We start from the raw sequence: 16,309 nt of genomic DNA, 5'->3' as shown, positions 1-16,309 counted from the left end.
TGCATTGCGCCATTGAACGGCTGTTACCTGCCGCCACCCAGTGACGGGGACAAACAACAGTGAACGTTGCAATCAACACTTTTCCAACTGGCAAAATTACTAGTGCGGTAAACGTCCTGCCAGCTTTCGCCTGGGCTGTCTACTGATAAAACTGTCAGGTGGCTGGATACAATTGCTGATTTATCATGGGAGCAGATTTCCGCAGTCTGAAGTTGGCTTAGTTAGTGTGTTTGCTGGTTTTTCCTACAGACCACAAACTACGGTTTAAGGCCGCCCAGGCCCGGCCCTGCTGGTAGAGAATGGCGCGCAGGCAAGCATCGCAATACGCAACGGTGCGCAACTGATCGGTGCGGATGGTAGCCGGCAGCGAAGAGGCTGCCGTCAGTTGCCCACCATTGGACGCCCAGGTTTGAACTTGAAAACTGACAGAAATGCTAGGCGCGTAATACACCCGCGGCAGGTTAAATGGCTGTGGATAGCGAAAAGAAAAGGCCCGAAACTGGGCCTTTATGGGTATTGGCTATGCCAATCGATTAGGGCAGTGAACAGTCCGTCAATTGCAGGAAGATCGCTGCCAACCGTTCCAGCCCTGCCTGGTCCGCCTCGCTGAAGCGGCCGATCTTCGGGCTGTCCAGGTCCAGCACACCAATCAACCTGCCCTCCTTCACCAGCGGGATCACCAGCTCGCTGTTCGACGCGCTGTCACAGGCGATATGCCCCGGGAACGCATGCACGTCTTCCACACGTTGGGTCTGGCGGGTAGCCGCCGCTGCCCCGCACACGCCCTTGCTGAACGGAATGCGCACGCAGGCGACCTGGCCCTGGAACGGGCCGAGCACCAGCTCTTCGTTGCGGTTGAGGTAGAACCCCGCCCAGTTCAGGTCGTCCACCTGGTGATACAGAAACGCCGAGAACTGCGCGGCATTGGCGATGAAGTCGCGCTCGTCGGCAAACAGCGCCTGCACTTGCGCCGCCAGCAGGTTGTAGCCGTCGAGTCCGGCGCCACTGGCATTGAGGTCGATCATTCAGTTTTGCTCCAGCAATTGCAGCCCGACCCAGTAGCGGGCGAACTGATAGGCACAGCGGCCATTACGGTTACCGCGGCCGGTAGCCCAGCGCACGGCGAGGATGTCCAGGGCTTCGTCACGCTGCCAGCGCAGGCCGGCCGGGCGCGCCAGCTGGCCGATCCAGTGCTCGACCACGTTGAGGAAGTGTTCCTGGCTGAAGGGGTAGAACGACAGCCACAGGCCAAAACGGTCGGACAAGGCGATCTTGTCCTCCACTGCTTCGTTGGGGTGCAGCTCGCCGTCGACCATTTTCCAGTTTTCGTTGTCGCTCTGTTTTTCCGGCACCAGGTGCCGGCGGTTGGAGGTGGCGTACAGCAGCACGTTGTCCGGGGCCTGTTCCAGCGAACCATCGAGCACGCTCTTGAGCACCCGGTAGTCGCCCTCCCCGGCTTCGAACGACAGGTCGTCGCAGAACAGGATGAAGCGCTGCGGCAGTTTCTGCAGTTGCTCGACCACGCGTGGCAGGTCGGCCAGGTGATCGCGTTCGATTTCGATCAGGCGCAAGCCGGCACTGGCGTGTTCGGCCAGCAACGCGCGTACCAGCGACGACTTGCCGGTGCCACGCGAGCCCCACAGCAGCGCATGGTTGGCGGGCATGCCGTTGATGAACTGGAGGGTGTTGCGGCCCAGCTGGTCACGCTGCTGGTCGACACCGATCAGGTCACTCAGGCGGATGTCCAGGCTGACCTCCAGCGGCAGCAGGTAGCCGCTGCGGCCATCGCGCTGCCAGCGCGCGGCCAGGGTGGTGCCCCAGTCGATGTCCGGGCGTTGTGCCGGCAACAGGGGGTCGAGGCGCGCCAGTACCGATTCGGCGCGGTCCAGGAAAGCTATCAAGCGGGCGTCCATGACGACTCCTACGGATTCAGATTCAAGGCTGCCGTGCCGGCCTGTTCGCGGCTGCAGCCGCGAACAGGCTCTGTACGAAAAGCCTTGATACTTGTTCATGCTGCGTTGAAAACAGCCTCGGAATGCTCATGTACTCCAGTACACTCCGCTTCCTCGGCTGTTTTCGCCTTGCCTGACCTGCGTCTCAGGACTTTTCGTACAGAGCCTAGAGGTACACCACGGGCTACAAGGGCGGTGATAACCCCGCGGGAGCAGCTTCAGCGGCAAACCGGCCGGCACTGACAATTGAGCAAATCAAGCCTGAATGTGCGACAGACCCACCAGCAGCCGGGGTTGATCGGCTATGCTTGCGCTGCGCAAGGAACGTGGAACCGGCTCGGCACTCATGGATATCAAGTTCACCAATCGCCTGTCATACAAGCAAGCCCGGTTGACAGTCCTGGTCGGCTTCATCCTGGGAACATTGCTCAGTCTCATCCAGATCGGCATCGATTATGCCAGCGAAGACGCATCCATCAACCGCGAAGTGCGCGCCTTGCTGAAAATCAGCCACAACCCGGCCTCGCGCATTGCCTACAACATCGACTCGGAGCTGGCCCTGGAGCTGACCAGCGGCCTGTTGCAATCGCCGGCGGTCATCCGCGCGCGGCTGAGCGACAACAACGGCATGGTGCTGGCCGATGTCCAGCGCCCACGCATGGAGGACCGCTACCGCTCGCTGAGCGACTTCCTGTTCGGCGAGCAGCGCCAGTTCGAGGATCGCCTGTACCTGACCCACATGCCCGACGACTACCTCGGCAACCTGTACCTGGAGGTGGACACCTACGCCTTCGGCGCCCGTTTCCTCGACCGCGCCGGTGTCACCCTGGTCAACGGCTTCGCGCGCAGCCTGGTGCTGACCGGCATCCTCCTGGGGCTGTTCTACATGATGCTGACCAAGCCGCTGGTGACTGTGATCGGTGCGCTCAGTGGCCGCGACCCGCGCAAGCCGCGGCAAACCCGCCTGGACTGCCCGCATGGCCACGAAAACGATGAGATCGGGGTGCTGGTGAAGGTCGCCAACCAGCAGTTCGTCAGCATGGCCACCGAGATCGACCAGCGCCGCAATGCGGAAAACCGCCTGACCCAGTACCTCAACGAGCTGGAAGACATCGTCTCGGCGCGCACCAATGAGCTGAAAGCCAGCAACAACAGCCTGAGCCGCTCCAACCAGGAACTGGAGGAGGCCCGCCGCCGGGCATTGGACATGGCCCAGGCGCGTTCTGCCTTCCTCGCCAACATGAGCCACGAGATCCGCACACCGCTCAACGGCATGCTCGGCATGATCGCCCTGGCCCTGGACAGCCCCTTGCCCAGCGAGCAGCGCCAGCAGCTGGCCATCGCCCATGACTCAGGCAAGGTATTGGTCGAGCTGCTCAACGATATCCTCGATCTGTCCAAGTTCGATGCCGGCCAGCTGGAGCTGGAGCACATCCCGTTCGACATGGGCTCGATGGTCGAGGACACCGCCAACCTGCTGTCGCAGAACACCGCGCAGAGTGTCGAGCTGACCTGCCTGATTGCCCGCGACTTCCCCAGCAGTGTGCTGGGCGACCCCACGCGGGTGCGCCAGGTGGTCAGCAACCTGCTGTCCAACGCCCTCAAGTTCACCCGTTTCGGCCGCGTCGATGTGCGCCTGACCACCATTGTCGGCGGCGTGCGCCTGGAAGTGCGCGATACCGGCATCGGCATCCCCGAAGAAGCCCAGGCACGGATCTTCCAGCCATTCACCCAGGCCGGGGCCGGCATTACCCGCCAGTTCGGCGGCACCGGCCTGGGCCTGGCGCTGACATATAACCTGTGCAAGGCCATGCAGGGCCGCCTGCACATCGATTCGCGGCCGGGCTTTGGCAGCCGCTTCAGTGCCGAGCTGCCGTTGGCCGTGCACACCGAGGCCATCGCCCCGGCCCCGCTGCAAGGGCGGGTGGCGGCACTGAGCATGGCCGGCAGCGGGCTTGATGAACTGCTCCAGGACCTGCTGCCGGCCTGGGGGCTGACCTACCAGCGCCATGACAGCAGCGCCACGCTGGATGCCGCCGCCATCGACCTGCTGATCACCGATGACCTCGACCGCCTGTTCGAACTGCGCCCAGCGCTGAAGACCCCGATCCTGCTGGTGACTGCCTACGGCAACTTCCTGCCCAGCGAACAATCGGTCGCCCTCGCCCCGCTGCATCAACTGGCCCGGCCACTGGCGCGCAACGCCCTGTACCAGACCCTGCGCCGCACCTTGCAAGGCTTCGAGCCCGAACACCCGCTCGCCAGCCCAGCCATCACCGTGGAACAAGGCCGCGCGCGGATACTGCTGGTGGAGGACAACCCGGTCAACCAGCTGGTGGCCAAGGGCATGCTGGCCAAGCTGGGCTGCCAGGTACAACTGGCAACCCAGGGCGCCGAGGCCCTGGAAATGCTCGAGCAGGACACCTTCGACCTGGTGCTGATGGACTGCAACATGCCGGTGATGGACGGCTACGAGGCCAGCCGACGTATCCGCCAGAGCGGCCGTTGGCCCGACCTGCCGATCGTCGCCCTCACTGCCAATGCCATGCCCGAGGAGCGTGAGCGCTGCCGGGCGGCAGGCATGAACGACTACCTGGCCAAGCCATTCCGCCGCGAAGAACTGCTGGCGCTGATCGACCACTGGGTACCGGTCAACGGCTGAGCAGGCGCTCGATGTCTGCCTGCAGCGCCTGCGGCTTGGTGGTGGGGGCATAGCGCCTGACCTGGCCGCTGGCCGGGTCGACGAGGAACTTGGTGAAGTTCCACTTGATCTTCTGCGAACCGAGCAGGCCCGGGGCACGCTGCTTGAGTTCGACGAACAGCGGGTGGGCCCCCGGGCCGTTGACCTCGACCTTGCGGAACAAGGGGAAACTCACGCCGAAATTGCGCTCGCAGAACTGGGCGATTTCCCGCGCATCGCCCGGCTCCTGCTGGCCGAACTGGTTGCAGGGGAAGCCCAGCACCACCAGGCCACGTGCCCGATAGGCTTGCCACAGTTGCTCCAGGCCCTGGTATTGCGGGGTAAAGCCGCACTGGCTGGCGGTATTCACTACCAACAGTGCCTTGCCCGGGAAGTCGCCGAGCGTCTTGTGCTCGCCACCCAGGGTCACGCATTTGATATCCAGCATCGATTCAGCCATGTGGCGGGCTCCGGTCAGTCGCGCGGGCGCAGGTCGATGCACACCGAGTTGATGCAGTAGCGCAGGCCGGTCGGTGGCGGGCCGTCCGGGAACACATGGCCCAGGTGCGCATCGCAGCGGGCGCAGGTGACCTCGGTGCGGATCATACCGTGGGAGGTGTCGCGGATTTCGATCATCGCGCTGTCCTCGATGGGGGCATAGAAGCTCGGCCAGCCGCAGCCGGAATCGAACTTGGTCTGCGCATCGAACAGTGGCAGGCCGCAGCAGATGCAGTGGTAGATGCCGTCACGGCGTTCGCTGTTGTACTTGCCGCTGAATGGCCGTTCGGTGCCTTTGAGGCGGCATACCTGATACTGCTCGGGGTCGAGCATCGAGCGCCATTGTTCCAGGGTTTTCTCGATCTTTTGCATGTAGGGACCTCGGCAGGCTGAATTTCACTGCGCACCGTCTTTTCCGGGGCGCGGGTGGCACGTATATTAGTTGGCTTCGTGTGCCAGGCGTTCAGTCTGGCACCCGCTTCCTGCCCTTTCAAACCTTTCGGCGGGGCGTAGCGCGTTTTCTCAATCGGGATCCCATCATGCAGTTCAGCAAATCGAACAAGCTCGCCAATGTCTGCTATGACATTCGCGGCCCAGTGCTCAAGCACGCCAAGCGCCTGGAAGAGGAAGGCCACCGCATCCTCAAGCTGAACATCGGCAACCCGGCGCCGTTTGGCTTCGAGGCGCCTGACGAAATCCTCCAGGATGTGATCCGCAATCTGCCCACCGCGCAGGGCTACAGCGATTCCAAGGGCCTGTTCAGTGCACGCAAGGCGGTGATGCAGTACTGCCAGCAGAAGGGCATCGAAGGTGTCACTATCGAGGACATCTACCTCGGCAACGGGGTGTCCGAGCTGATCGTGATGTCGATGCAGGCGTTGCTCAACAACGGCGACGAAGTGCTGATCCCGGCCCCCGACTACCCGCTGTGGACCGCTGCCGTGAGCCTGGCCGGCGGCAAGCCGGTGCACTACCTGTGCGATGAACAGGCCGACTGGTTCCCCGACCTTGACGACATCAAGGCCAAGATCACCCCTAATACCAAGGCGCTGGTGATCATCAACCCGAACAACCCGACCGGCGCGGTGTACTCCCGCGAGCTGCTGCTGGGCATGCTCGAACTGGCCCGCCAGCACAACCTGGTGGTGTTCTCGGACGAGATCTACGACAAGATCCTGTACGACGAAGCCGTGCACATCAGCACCGCCTCGCTGGCTCCCGACCTGCTGTGCCTGACCTTCAACGGCCTGTCCAAGTCGTACCGGGTGGCGGGCTTCCGTTCCGGCTGGCTGATCATCTCGGGGCCCAAGCACCACGCCCAGAGCTACATCGAAGGCATCGACATGCTGGCCAACATGCGCCTGTGTGCCAACGTACCGGCCCAACATGCCATCCAGACCGCGCTGGGCGGCTACCAGAGCATCAATGACCTGGTACTGCCACCGGGCCGCCTGCTGGAGCAGCGCAACCGCACCTACGAGCTGCTCAACGATATCCCGGGGGTGAGCTGTGTGAAGCCGATGGGCGCGCTGTATGCGTTCCCGAAGATCGACCCGAAGGTGTGCCCGATCCATAACGACGAGAAATTCGTGCTCGACCTGCTGCTGTCGGAAAAGCTGCTGATCGTGCAGGGGACGGCGTTCAACTGGCCATGGCCAGACCACTTCCGCGTGGTGACCTTGCCGCGGGTGGATGACCTGGAAGCGGCGATCGGGCGGATTGGCAATTTCCTGAAGGGGTATTCGCAGTAAGGTTAACCGGGTGATGGGGGCGGCGAGATCGCGCGCTGCCCGCGTGCCGAACCTGTTGCGCCATGGTTGGCAGCCTGGGTGCATGGCTTGGGCCTTGCGGTGCCTGGGGGACCGAGCGCCGCCCGCGCGGCGCTCGATCTCAACGCAACCGGAGATCTCAAGGCATGAGCCGTTTCTTACATCCTGCAACGCTCTATCCCACAGCCCCCCTGCCATCCTCTGCCATACTCGGCCGTACACAGTTTGAAATAGTCACCCGATTGAATCAGCACGGCCGGCACCTTATATACCCCGCAGTAAGCGACAACTCATCCGTCAGGAGAACGTAACAACCATGATGCGCATTCTGTTGTTTGTAGCCACCAACCTTGCGGTGGTGCTGGTTGCAAGCATTACCCTGAGCCTGTTCGGTTTCAACGGGTTCATGGCCGCCAACGGGGTCGACCTGAACCTCAGCAGCCTGCTGGTGTTCTGCGCCGTGTTCGGCTTCGCCGGTTCCCTCGTCTCGCTGTTCATCTCCAAGTGGATGGCGAAGATGACCACCGGCACCCAGATCATCAGCCAGCCGCGCACTCGCCACGAACAGTGGTTGCTGCAAACCGTCGAGGAACTGTCCCGCGAGGCCGGTATCAAGATGCCCGAGGTGGGTATCTTCCCGGCGTACGAGGCCAACGCCTTCGCCACCGGCTGGAACCGCAACGACGCGCTGGTGGCGGTATCGCAGGGTTTGCTGGAGCGCTTCTCGCCCGATGAGGTACGTGCGGTACTGGCCCACGAGATCGGCCACGTGGCCAACGGCGACATGGTCACCCTGGCGCTGGTGCAAGGCGTGGTCAACACCTTCGTGATGTTCTTCGCACGCATCATCGGCAACTTCGTCGACAAGGTCATCTTCAAGAACGAGGAAGGCCAGGGCATTGCCTATTACGTGGCGACCATCGTTGCCGAACTGGTCCTTGGTATCCTGGCCAGCATGATCGTGATGTGGTTCTCGCGCCGCCGCGAATACCGCGCCGACGAGGCCGGTGCGCAGCTGGCCGGCACTGCAGCGATGATCGGCGCCCTGCAACGTCTGCGCGTGGAGCAAGGCCTGCCGGTGCACATGCCTGACACCTTGAAGGCGTTCGGCATCAATGGCGGCCTCAAGCACGGCCTGGCCGGCTTGCTGATGAGCCACCCGCCGCTGGAAGACCGTATCGAGGCCCTGCGCCGTCGCGGTTGATTCACCCAGCAAAAAAAGGGCGACTTCGGTCGCCCTTTTTTGTACACGCCTGCCCTGGCAACACAGTAATCAGCGGCTTACCTGGTACACCCTCTCCAACAGGCTGGTAATTCCCGCCTGCACAAACCTCGGGCTCTGCTCGATAACCTCGGCAACCTCCAGCTCGTCTACCTGCCACTCGGCCAAGCCTTGACGCAGCTCTTCATCCCCGACCGAGAACGGCGGTCCGTCCAGCAGCGCCTGGTCATAATCCAGGGTTACCACCAGCCCGCGACACCCTGCCGGCAGCAATGCCGACAATCGTTGCAGATAACGTGCGCGCATCTGCGGCGGCAGCGCGATTACCGCCGCCCGGTCATACAGCCCTGTACAGTCGCCGACATCCTCCGGCTGCAGAGCAAAGAAATCGCCGCACCACAGCTCCAGATCGCCACTGCGCCAGACCTCGAACGCCCCGCGCTGCTGCACCTCGGCATCAAGCCCATGCTCGCGGAAGAAATCCTCCACCGGCCGCCGCGACAGCTCGATGCCCACCACACGATGCCCCTGCCCGGCCAGCCAGGCCAGGTCCAGGCTCTTGCCGCACAGCGGCACCAGCACGCGGCTACCCGGCTGCCGCTGCAACTGCGCCCAATACTTTTGCAGGTAGGGGTTCACCTGCGCCTGATGAAAACCGATCTGGTTGTCGGCCCACCGCTGCTGCCAGAACGCTGGCTCCATGATCACTCCCGATTTTTAGATGGTTTACCGGTAAAACTTGGTTTGGATTTCGATGTGTAGTTGTTCGAAGATGAATACATCTTAACCGCCAGGACCCTGCCATGCTGCCCAGCCTGTTCATTTCCCATGGTTCCCCCATGCTTGCCCTGCAACCCGGGGCCAGCGGGCCAGCGCTGGCCGGGCTGGCCAACAGCCTGGCGCGGCCGAAAGCGATCGTGGTGGTATCGGCGCACTGGGAAAGCCGCGAACTGCTGGTGACCGGCAGTGAACGGCCCGAGACCTGGCATGACTTCCATGGTTTCCCGCAGGCGCTGTATGCAGTGCAGTACCCGGCGCCGGGCGAGCCCACCCTTGCCGGGCAGGTCAGCACCCTGCTGAGCGCTGCCGGGCTGCCGGCACGGCTGGACCCGCAACGCCCGTTCGACCATGGCGCCTGGGTACCGTTGTCGCTGATGTACCCGGATGCGAACATTCCTGTAGTGCAGGTTTCGCTGCCCAGCCATTTGGGGCCGGCATTGCAGCTCAAGGTGGGCCAGGCGCTGGCCGGGCTACGTGGCCAGGGTGTGCTGCTGATTGGTTCAGGAAGCATCACCCACAATCTGGGTGAACTGGATTGGCACGCCGGGCCGGAGGTGATCGAACCTTGGGCGCTAGCGTTCAGGGATTGGGTGGTGGAAAAGCTGCAAGCCGACGACCAGGCAGCGTTGCTGGACTACCGGCAACTGGCACCGAATGCGGTGCGTAACCATCCCAGCGATGAGCACCTGCTGCCGCTGTTCTTTGCCCTTGGGGCGGGGGGCAAATTTGGCGTGGTGCACCAAGGGTTTACCTTGGGGGCGTTGGGGATGGACATCTATCGGTTCGACTGAAGATAGCCGGGGGCGCTTTGCGCCCCTTCGCGACACAAGGCCGCTCCTACCAGGGTTACGCATTACCATGGAGTACGCGATCCGACCAGGGTTACGCATCACCATGGAGTACGCGATCCTTTGTAGGAGCGGCCTTGCGTCGCGATGGGCTGCAAAGCAGCCCCAAAATGGCACAGGCCAAAAAATCCCCGACCTGGGCCGGGGATTTTTTCATTGCGCCAGGATCAATCCTCGCGGTAGCGACGCAGCTTCAGCTGCTTGCCAGCTACGCGGGTGTCCTTGAGCTTGGACAGCAGCTTCTCCAGGCCGTCTTCCGGCAGCTCGACCAGGCTGAAGCTGTCGCGCACCTGGATACGGCCGATAGCGTCACGGGCCAGGCCACCCTCGTTGAGGATCGCACCGAGCAGGTTCTTGGCAGCGATGCCGTCGCGGGCACCCAGGGCAGTACGGCAACGCACACGGCCTTCGGCCAGCGGCATCGGCGCACGGCGCTCGCGGTCACCACGCTCCGGGCGTTCGCCACGCTCAGCACGCTCACCACTGCGCTCACGCGGGGTGAAGCTTGGCACCAGCGGCTGCTCACGCTCGACTGCAGCCAGGTCCAGCGCCTGGCCATTGGTGGCCTTGCGCAGCAGCGCGGCAGCCAGGGCACGCGCGCTGCAACCCAGGTCGTTGGTCAGGCGGTCGAACAGCTCGCCATGGGTGGCTTCGGCTTCGGCTACCAGCGGCGCCAGGCTCGAAGTCAGCTTCTTGATGCGGGCATCCAGCACAGCCTGGGCATTCGGCAGGCGCGCTTCGGCCACCTTCTGCCCGGTAACACGCTCGATAACCTGCAGCATGCGGCGCTCACGCGGGGTGACCAGCAGCAGTGCGCGACCATCGCGACCGGCACGACCGGTACGGCCGATGCGGTGTACGTAGGACTCCGGGTCGTACGGCATGTCGACGTTGAACACGTGGGTGATGCGCGGTACATCCAGGCCACGGGCGGCGACGTCGGTGGCGACGACGATGTCCAGGCGGCCATCCTTGAGCGAGTCGATGACGCGCTCACGCTGGTTCTGGGCGATATCGCCGTTCAGCGCGGCAGCCTTGTAGCCCTTGGCTTCCAGCGCGGCGGCCAGGTCCAGGGTGGCTTGCTTGGTACGCACGAAGGCGATCAGCGCGTCGAACTCTTCCACTTCCAGCAGACGCAGCACAGCCGGGATCTTCTGGTCGGCGTGGACCATCAGGTGGGCCTGCTCGATCGCGGTAACGGTCTGGGTCTTGCTCTGGATCTTGACGTGCTTGGGCTCGCGCAGGTGACGCTCGGCGATCGAGCGGATCGACGACGGCAGGGTGGCGGAGAACAGCACGGTCTGGCGGCTGGCCGGGATGGCATCGAAGATCACTTCGAGGTCGTCCATGAAGCCCAGCTTGAGCATCTCGTCGGCTTCGTCGAGGACCAGGTACTGCACGGTGGACAGCACCTTTTCGTCACGACGCAGGTGGTCGCACAGGCGGCCCGGGGTGGCCACGACGATTTGCGCGCCATTGCGGATCGCCCGCAGCTGTGGGCCCATCGGGGCACCACCGTACACGGCGACCACGTTCACGCCCGGCATCTGCTTGGCGTAGGTTTCGAAAGCGGTAGCAACTTGCAGCGCCAACTCACGGGTTGGCGCCAGGATCAGGGCTTGCGGTTCGCGCTTGCTCACATCGATCTTGTTGAGGATCGGCAGGGCGAAGGCAGCGGTCTTGCCGGTGCCCGTCTGCGCCTGGCCGATCATGTCGTGACCGGCGAGGATGATCGGGATCGATTGTTGCTGAATGGCGGACGGCTCTTCGTAGCCGGTCGCCAGAACGGCAGCAACAATGTTCGGATTGAGATCGAGAGCGGCGAAGCCGCCGGTTTCCTGGGTCATGGGTCTGCCTCTAGGTGCATCCGCAAAGACCCATGCTCCAAAGCTGCACAAGCCATGAAAGACCGACAGGTCACCCAGGCAGCTTTGGCGGCGGGGATTTGCGAAAACGATTGAAAAAGAAAACTTGGGAAAGTCCGCCTAGCGGACGCGCAGCCGAAGCTGGACTCGGAGGGTTTGCACCACCTGATTTTGAGGTCCGCTAAAAGACCGGCGCGTACTATACCCGAAATAGTGCAGGGACGTGAGGAAAATTTTCGCGAACTGCGGCCAGTATCGAGCCATCAATCAGCGCAAGCTGAATCGATAATCCGCTGGACACAGACAGGGTCGACGCGGCAGCCATCAGGTGGCCGGGCGAATCTCGCGGATCAGCCCTTCCAGGCTGTAGCCCAACCGTGGCGCCAGCGCCTCGGCGCGCGCCCGCAGCCCGTCGAGGTCCAGGGTCTGCTCCAGGTCCGCCGGTACCAGCAGGATGACATTGCCCTCCTTGACCGGCAGTTCCCAGTAGTGCCGGTGGTACAAGCCACGCAGCAGTGCCGCGCCCAGCGGCTTGCCGTCGTCGGTGGCCCACTGGTTGATCACCAGCCAGCCGCCGGGGTTGAGCTGCTGCTGGCAATTCTCGAGGAAATTCCATGCCAGGTGCCCTACCCCCGGCCCATGGTCGGTGTACAGGTCGACGAACACCAGGTCGGCCTTTTCCGCCGTGGGTAGCAGCTCCAGGGCATCACCGATGCGTACATACAAGCGCGGATCGTCATCCAGGCCGAGGTATTCCATGGCCAGGCGCGGCACGTCCGGGCGCAGCTCGATGGCCTCGATGTCGTCCAATGGCAGGAACTTCATGCACGCCTGGGTCAGCGTGCCGGCACCGAGGCCGAGGAACAGCGCGCTTTCCGGCTGTTCGTGGCACAACGCCCCGACCAGCATGGCGCGGGTATAGTCGTACTCCAGCCAGCTGGGGTCGGCGGTGAACACGCAGCTCTGCTCGATCGCATCGCCAAATTCCAGAAAGCGGTAGTCGTCGACTTCATACACGCTGATGACGCCAAAGGCATCTTCCACCCGTGCCAGTAGCCGCTCTTGCCGTTCCGTCGTCATGTTCACCACCCAACCGCGCAAAAACGCGCATTGTCCGCCAACACCCTTGCTGCAACAAGCACGGCGCCAACTGTTACCATGGCCCAATAGCCTACAACCGACCAGACCGAGCCCGAGATGAACCAACCGTGGAGCCCTGACAGCTGGCGCGCCCTGCCGATCCAGCAGCAACCGACCTACCCTGACGCCGCGCACCTGCTGAAGGTCGAACAGACCTTGGCCAGCTATCCGCCGCTGGTGTTCGCGGGCGAAGCACGCGAGCTGCGCCGGCAGTTTGCCGAAGTCACCGAAGGCCGCGCCTTCCTGCTGCAGGGCGGCGATTGCGCCGAGAGCTTCGCCGAGTTCTCGGCGGCGAAGATCCGCGACACCTTCAAGGTGCTGCTGCAGATGGCCATCGTCATGACCTTCGCTGCCGGCTGCCCGGTGGTGAAGGTCGGGCGCATGGCCGGGCAATTCGCCAAGCCACGCTCCGCGGGCGATGAAACCATCGGTGACATCACCCTGCCGGCCTACCGTGGTGACATCGTCAACGGCATCGGCTTCGACGCCAAGAGCCGCATCCCCGACCCGGAACGCCTGCTGCAGGCCTACCACCAGGCCACCGCCAGCCTCAACCTGTTGCGTGCCTTTGCCCAGGGCGGGTTTGCCGACCTGCACCAGGTGCACAAATGGAACCTGGACTTCATCGCCAACTCGGCGCTGGCGGACAAGTACCACCAGCTGGCCAACCGCATCGATGAAACCCTGGCGTTCATGCGCGCGTGCGGCCTGGACAGCGCGCCGCAACTGCGCGAAACCAGCTTCTTCACCGCCCACGAAGCACTGCTGCTGAATTACGAAGAAGCGTTCGTGCGCCAGGACAGCCTGACCGGCGACTACTACGATTGCTCGGCCCACATGCTGTGGATTGGCGACCGCACCCGGCAGTTGGACGGTGCCCATGTGGAATTCCTGCGCGGCGTGCACAACCCGATCGGGGTCAAGGTGGGCCCAAGCATGAACCCCGAAGAGCTGATTCGCCTGATCGACACGCTGAACCCGGCCAACGACCCCGGGCGCCTGAACCTGATCGTGCGCATGGGGGCTGGCAAGGTGGGCGACCACCTGCCGGGGCTGATCCGCACGGTCGAACGCGAGGGGCGCAAGGTGCTGTGGAGTTCCGACCCGATGCACGGCAATACCATCAAGGCCAGCAGTGGCTACAAGACCCGCGACTTCGCGCAGATCCTCGACGAGGTGAAGCAGTTCTTCCAGGTGCACCAGGCCGAGGGCAGCCATGCCGGCGGCATCCACATCGAGATGACCGGGCAGAACGTGACCGAATGCATCGGTGGTGCCCGGCCGATTACCGAAGATGCCTTGTCGGACCGCTACCACACCCACTGCGACCCACGGATGAATGCCGATCAGTCACTGGAGTTGGCGTTTCTGATTGCCGAAACGCTGAAGCAGGTACGGCGTTGAGGGTGGTGGGTGTATGCCTTGGGGTTCAGGTTGGCGGTGAGATCGCGCGCCGCCCGCGCGGCGCGCGATCTCACCGGCGCTGAAAACCCCAAGCCAAGCCCCTCGCTCACTTACGCAGCGGATCATCCCAGAAATGCCGCTCGGCCTCTTGCTGGATGTCGGCCCGGCTCAACCCCAGGTCGTGCAGGGTGGCATCGCTGAGGCTGGCCAGCTGCTGACGCTGGCGGTACAACTGCAACCACCGCGCCATCTGGTGTACGGCTGCATGCCACAGGTGGTTCAGGGAAAAGGCAGGTTGCTGGATGCTGCTGACATGACCTTTCATCGTGAAGCCCTCCGTGTTGATGGCTCCAGTCTGCGGCCGGGCATAAGATCAATCCAACGAATGTTTCTGATGCCATGCATCTCGGAGATTGATGCAATGTCCCAGTACCAGAGTCTCGACGCCGACGTCCTGCGCACCTTTGTCGCCATCGCCGAGCAAGGTGGCTTCACCCGGGCCGGCGAGGTGGTCAACCGCACCCAGTCGGCGGTGAGCATGCAGATGAAGCGCCTGGAAGAAGACATCCTGCAACGCCAGCTGTTCGAGCGCGACGGCCGCCAGGTGCGGCTGACCGCCGAAGGCCAGGTGCTGCTGGGTTATGCCCGGCGTATCCTCAAGCTGCACGGCGAAGTGTTCAATACCCTGCGCATGCCGCACATGGTCGGGGTGGTCCGGATCGGCACGCCGGACGACTACGCCATGCGCTTTCTGCCGACCATCCTGTCGAGCTTTGCCCAGGCCTACCCGCTGGTGCAGGTAGAGGTGCATTGCGAGTCGTCCAAACAACTGATGCTGCGCCAGGACCTGGACCTGACCATCGTCACCCGCGAACCGGGTAATGAAATTGGCCAACTGTTGCGCCAGGAGCGCCTGGTATGGGCCGCCGCCGACGGTTTCTGCCCGCAGGAGCAACGGCCGATACCGCTGGCGTTGTTCAACAGTGACTGCTTCTGCCGGGCCTGGACCTGCAATGCCCTGGAGGCCCAGGGCATCGATTACCGCATCGCCTATACCAGCCCGAGCCTGGCGGCGATTTTTGCCATCGTCACGGCCGGGCTGGCAGTAACCGCGCAGCTGCACAGCCTGATTGGCGGCAACCTGCGCATCCTCGGCGAGAACGAAGGGTTGCCGCAGTTGCCGGTGGCCAATGTGATGCTGGTGCGCAGTACGCAGAGTGCGTCACCGATTACCGATTGCATGGCCGATTACATCATCGAAGGGTTCAAGTGAGCCCGGGGCTGCTGTAGCACTGGCCTTGCTCGCGACAAGGCCGCAAAGCCCTCACAGCTCAAACCCGAGCATCACCGCGCACACCACCAGGAACACGCAGAACATCGTCCGCAGCACCTTCTCCGGCAACGCATGGGCCAGCTTCACGCCCCAGCTGATGCTGAGCAAGCCGCCCACCGCCAACGGGATGCCTACCCCCCAGTCAACGCTGTGGTGTACCCCATAGGTGAGCAAGGTCACCAAGGTGCTGGGCGCCGCCAGGGCCAGCGACAACCCCTGCGCGACCACCTGGGTCGTGCCGAACACACTGGTCAGGATCGGCGTGGCTACCACCGCCCCGCCGACGCCGAACAAGCCACCCATGGTGCCGGCGAAGCTGCCCAGCACACCCAGCCATGGCCAGGGATGACGCAGCTCGGCGCTCGGCGGCGCAACCTTCATGAACATCCGCGCCACGTTCCACACCGCCAGGGCGACCAGGAAGCCGACAAAGCCCAGGCGCATCGAGTGCGCATCCAACCCCACCGCCCAGATCGACCCCAGCCAGGCGAACACGAAGCTGCACAGCGACAATGGCACGGCGTGGCGCAGTTCGATGCGGTTACGCTGGTGGTAGCGCCACAGCGCCAGCAGCACGTTCGGCACCACCATCACCAGTGCCGTCCCCTGGGCCAGCTGCTGGTCCAGGCCAAACAGCACGCCCAGCGCCGGAATCGCGATCAACCCGCCACCAATGCCGAACAGGCCACCCATGGTCCCCAGGGCAGCGCCCAGCACGATATACAACACCCACTCGATCATCAGGGCCTCTCTGCCTGTACACACGATGCGAGCATGCTAACCATTGCGGGCTGGCGGGGAAACGCATAGCAGCGCAC

General features: G+C 63.4%; 14 protein-coding genes and 1 pseudogene. 6 read left to right on the top strand and 9 right to left on the bottom strand.

Going from position 1 to position 16,309, the window contains the following annotated elements:
- Positions 1-533: 533 nt before the first annotated feature.
- Complete coding sequence (locus ACJA3S_RS07255) at positions 534-1,025, bottom strand: GAF domain-containing protein (protein ID WP_406821323.1); 492 nt, start codon at positions 1,023-1,025, stop codon at positions 534-536.
- Positions 1,026-1,913, bottom strand: coding sequence for an ATP-binding protein (locus ACJA3S_RS07250; RefSeq protein WP_170028885.1), 888 nt, complete (start codon positions 1,911-1,913; stop codon positions 1,026-1,028).
- A gap of 343 nt (positions 1,914-2,256) precedes the next feature.
- On the opposite strand from ACJA3S_RS07250, the gene ACJA3S_RS07245 reads away from it, so the two are divergent.
- Positions 2,257-4,614, top strand: coding sequence for a response regulator (locus ACJA3S_RS07245; RefSeq protein WP_406821322.1), 2,358 nt, complete (start codon positions 2,257-2,259; stop codon positions 4,612-4,614).
- Here ACJA3S_RS07245 and ACJA3S_RS07240 read toward each other — a convergent pair.
- Positions 4,604-5,092: a glutathione peroxidase gene (locus ACJA3S_RS07240; RefSeq protein ID WP_406821321.1), complete on the bottom strand. Its 489-nt coding sequence runs from the start codon at positions 5,090-5,092 to the stop codon at positions 4,604-4,606. The two genes, ACJA3S_RS07245 and ACJA3S_RS07240, sit on opposite strands and share 11 nt — an antisense overlap.
- 14 nt (positions 5,093-5,106) lie before the next feature.
- Positions 5,107-5,502, bottom strand: coding sequence for a peptide-methionine (R)-S-oxide reductase MsrB (msrB, locus tag ACJA3S_RS07235; protein ID WP_112251862.1), 396 nt, complete (start codon positions 5,500-5,502; stop codon positions 5,107-5,109).
- 167 nt (positions 5,503-5,669) lie between these two features.
- Between msrB and ACJA3S_RS07230 the strand changes: the two genes are divergently transcribed.
- Together ACJA3S_RS07230 and htpX are read left to right on the top strand one after the other, a co-directional pair.
- Positions 5,670-6,881, top strand: coding sequence for a pyridoxal phosphate-dependent aminotransferase (locus ACJA3S_RS07230; protein ID WP_170028882.1), 1,212 nt, complete (start codon positions 5,670-5,672; stop codon positions 6,879-6,881).
- A gap of 334 nt (positions 6,882-7,215) precedes the next feature.
- The gene (gene htpX / locus ACJA3S_RS07225) at positions 7,216-8,103 is read left to right on the top strand and encodes a protease HtpX (RefSeq protein ID WP_186689067.1); all 888 of its coding nucleotides are present in this window, start codon (positions 7,216-7,218) and stop codon (positions 8,101-8,103) included.
- A gap of 69 nt (positions 8,104-8,172) precedes the next feature.
- Here the strand turns inward: htpX and ACJA3S_RS07220 are convergent, their stop codons facing one another.
- Complete coding sequence (locus tag ACJA3S_RS07220) at positions 8,173-8,823, bottom strand: thiopurine S-methyltransferase (RefSeq protein ID WP_406821320.1); 651 nt, start codon at positions 8,821-8,823, stop codon at positions 8,173-8,175.
- A 101-nt stretch (positions 8,824-8,924) separates the two neighbouring features.
- Between ACJA3S_RS07220 and ACJA3S_RS07215 the strand changes: the two genes are divergently transcribed.
- Entirely contained in the window at positions 8,925-9,692 is a 768-nt protein-coding gene (locus ACJA3S_RS07215; RefSeq protein ID WP_406821319.1) for a DODA-type extradiol aromatic ring-opening family dioxygenase, read from the top strand.
- 224 nt (positions 9,693-9,916) lie between these two features.
- Here ACJA3S_RS07215 and ACJA3S_RS07210 read toward each other — a convergent pair.
- Together ACJA3S_RS07210 and ACJA3S_RS07205 are read right to left on the bottom strand one after the other, a co-directional pair.
- Positions 9,917-11,630 (bottom strand): annotated as a pseudogene (locus tag ACJA3S_RS07210) (DEAD/DEAH box helicase).
- 308 nt (positions 11,631-11,938) lie between these two features.
- A complete protein-coding gene (locus ACJA3S_RS07205; protein WP_406821318.1) occupies positions 11,939-12,694 on the bottom strand; it encodes a spermidine synthase in 756 nt (251 codons plus the stop codon).
- Between the two features lie 117 nt (positions 12,695-12,811).
- Here ACJA3S_RS07205 and ACJA3S_RS07200 point away from each other — a divergent pair, with 117 nt between their 5' ends.
- Positions 12,812-14,158, top strand: a complete 1,347-nt coding sequence (locus tag ACJA3S_RS07200) for a class II 3-deoxy-7-phosphoheptulonate synthase (protein ID WP_114169918.1) — start codon at positions 12,812-12,814, stop codon at positions 14,156-14,158.
- A 106-nt stretch (positions 14,159-14,264) separates the two neighbouring features.
- On the opposite strand, the gene ACJA3S_RS07195 is transcribed toward ACJA3S_RS07200, so the two are convergent.
- Positions 14,265-14,483, bottom strand: a complete 219-nt coding sequence (locus ACJA3S_RS07195) for a DUF1127 domain-containing protein (RefSeq protein WP_186689046.1) — start codon at positions 14,481-14,483, stop codon at positions 14,265-14,267.
- Between the two features lie 96 nt (positions 14,484-14,579).
- Here ACJA3S_RS07195 and ACJA3S_RS07190 point away from each other — a divergent pair, with 96 nt between their 5' ends.
- A complete protein-coding gene (locus ACJA3S_RS07190) occupies positions 14,580-15,431 on the top strand; it encodes a LysR substrate-binding domain-containing protein (protein WP_406821317.1) in 852 nt (283 codons plus the stop codon).
- Positions 15,432-15,482: 51 nt separating this feature from the next.
- On the opposite strand, the gene ACJA3S_RS07185 is transcribed toward ACJA3S_RS07190, so the two are convergent.
- Entirely contained in the window at positions 15,483-16,232 is a 750-nt protein-coding gene (locus ACJA3S_RS07185) for a sulfite exporter TauE/SafE family protein (protein WP_406821316.1), read from the bottom strand.
- Positions 16,233-16,309 lie beyond the last annotated feature (77 nt).

The sequence above is a fragment of the Pseudomonas sp. KnCO4 genome (assembly GCF_045344305.1).
GTDB classification, from domain to species: domain Bacteria; phylum Pseudomonadota; class Gammaproteobacteria; order Pseudomonadales; family Pseudomonadaceae; genus Aquipseudomonas; species Aquipseudomonas anuradhapurensis.
The sequence above is the reverse complement of the archived record's forward strand: the minus strand, read 5'-3'. Positions and strand labels throughout refer to the sequence as shown.

Bases quoted from the DNA above. Each gene is read 5' to 3' on its own strand.
- ACJA3S_RS07255 (WP_406821323.1), bottom strand. From the start codon at position 1,025: ATGATCGACCTCAATGCCAGTGGCGCCGGACTCGACGGCTACAACCTG.
- ACJA3S_RS07250 (WP_170028885.1), bottom strand. From the start codon at position 1,913: ATGGACGCCCGCTTGATAGCTTTCCTGGACCGCGCCGAATCGGTACTG.
- ACJA3S_RS07240 (WP_406821321.1), bottom strand. From the start codon at position 5,092: ATGGCTGAATCGATGCTGGATATCAAATGCGTGACCCTGGGTGGCGAG.
- ACJA3S_RS07215 (WP_406821319.1), top strand. From the start codon at position 8,925: ATGCTGCCCAGCCTGTTCATTTCCCATGGTTCCCCCATGCTTGCCCTG.
- ACJA3S_RS07220 (WP_406821320.1), bottom strand. From the start codon at position 8,823: ATGGAGCCAGCGTTCTGGCAGCAGCGGTGGGCCGACAACCAGATCGGT.
- msrB (WP_112251862.1), bottom strand. From the start codon at position 5,502: ATGCAAAAGATCGAGAAAACCCTGGAACAATGGCGCTCGATGCTCGAC.
- htpX (WP_186689067.1), top strand. From the start codon at position 7,216: ATGATGCGCATTCTGTTGTTTGTAGCCACCAACCTTGCGGTGGTGCTG.
- ACJA3S_RS07190 (WP_406821317.1), top strand. From the start codon at position 14,580: ATGTCCCAGTACCAGAGTCTCGACGCCGACGTCCTGCGCACCTTTGTC.
- ACJA3S_RS07230 (WP_170028882.1), top strand. From the start codon at position 5,670: ATGCAGTTCAGCAAATCGAACAAGCTCGCCAATGTCTGCTATGACATT.
- ACJA3S_RS07195 (WP_186689046.1), bottom strand. From the start codon at position 14,483: ATGAAAGGTCATGTCAGCAGCATCCAGCAACCTGCCTTTTCCCTGAAC.
- ACJA3S_RS07185 (WP_406821316.1), bottom strand. From the start codon at position 16,232: ATGATCGAGTGGGTGTTGTATATCGTGCTGGGCGCTGCCCTGGGGACC.
- ACJA3S_RS07200 (WP_114169918.1), top strand. From the start codon at position 12,812: ATGAACCAACCGTGGAGCCCTGACAGCTGGCGCGCCCTGCCGATCCAG.
- ACJA3S_RS07205 (WP_406821318.1), bottom strand. From the start codon at position 12,694: ATGACGACGGAACGGCAAGAGCGGCTACTGGCACGGGTGGAAGATGCC.
- ACJA3S_RS07245 (WP_406821322.1), top strand. From the start codon at position 2,257: ATGCTTGCGCTGCGCAAGGAACGTGGAACCGGCTCGGCACTCATGGAT.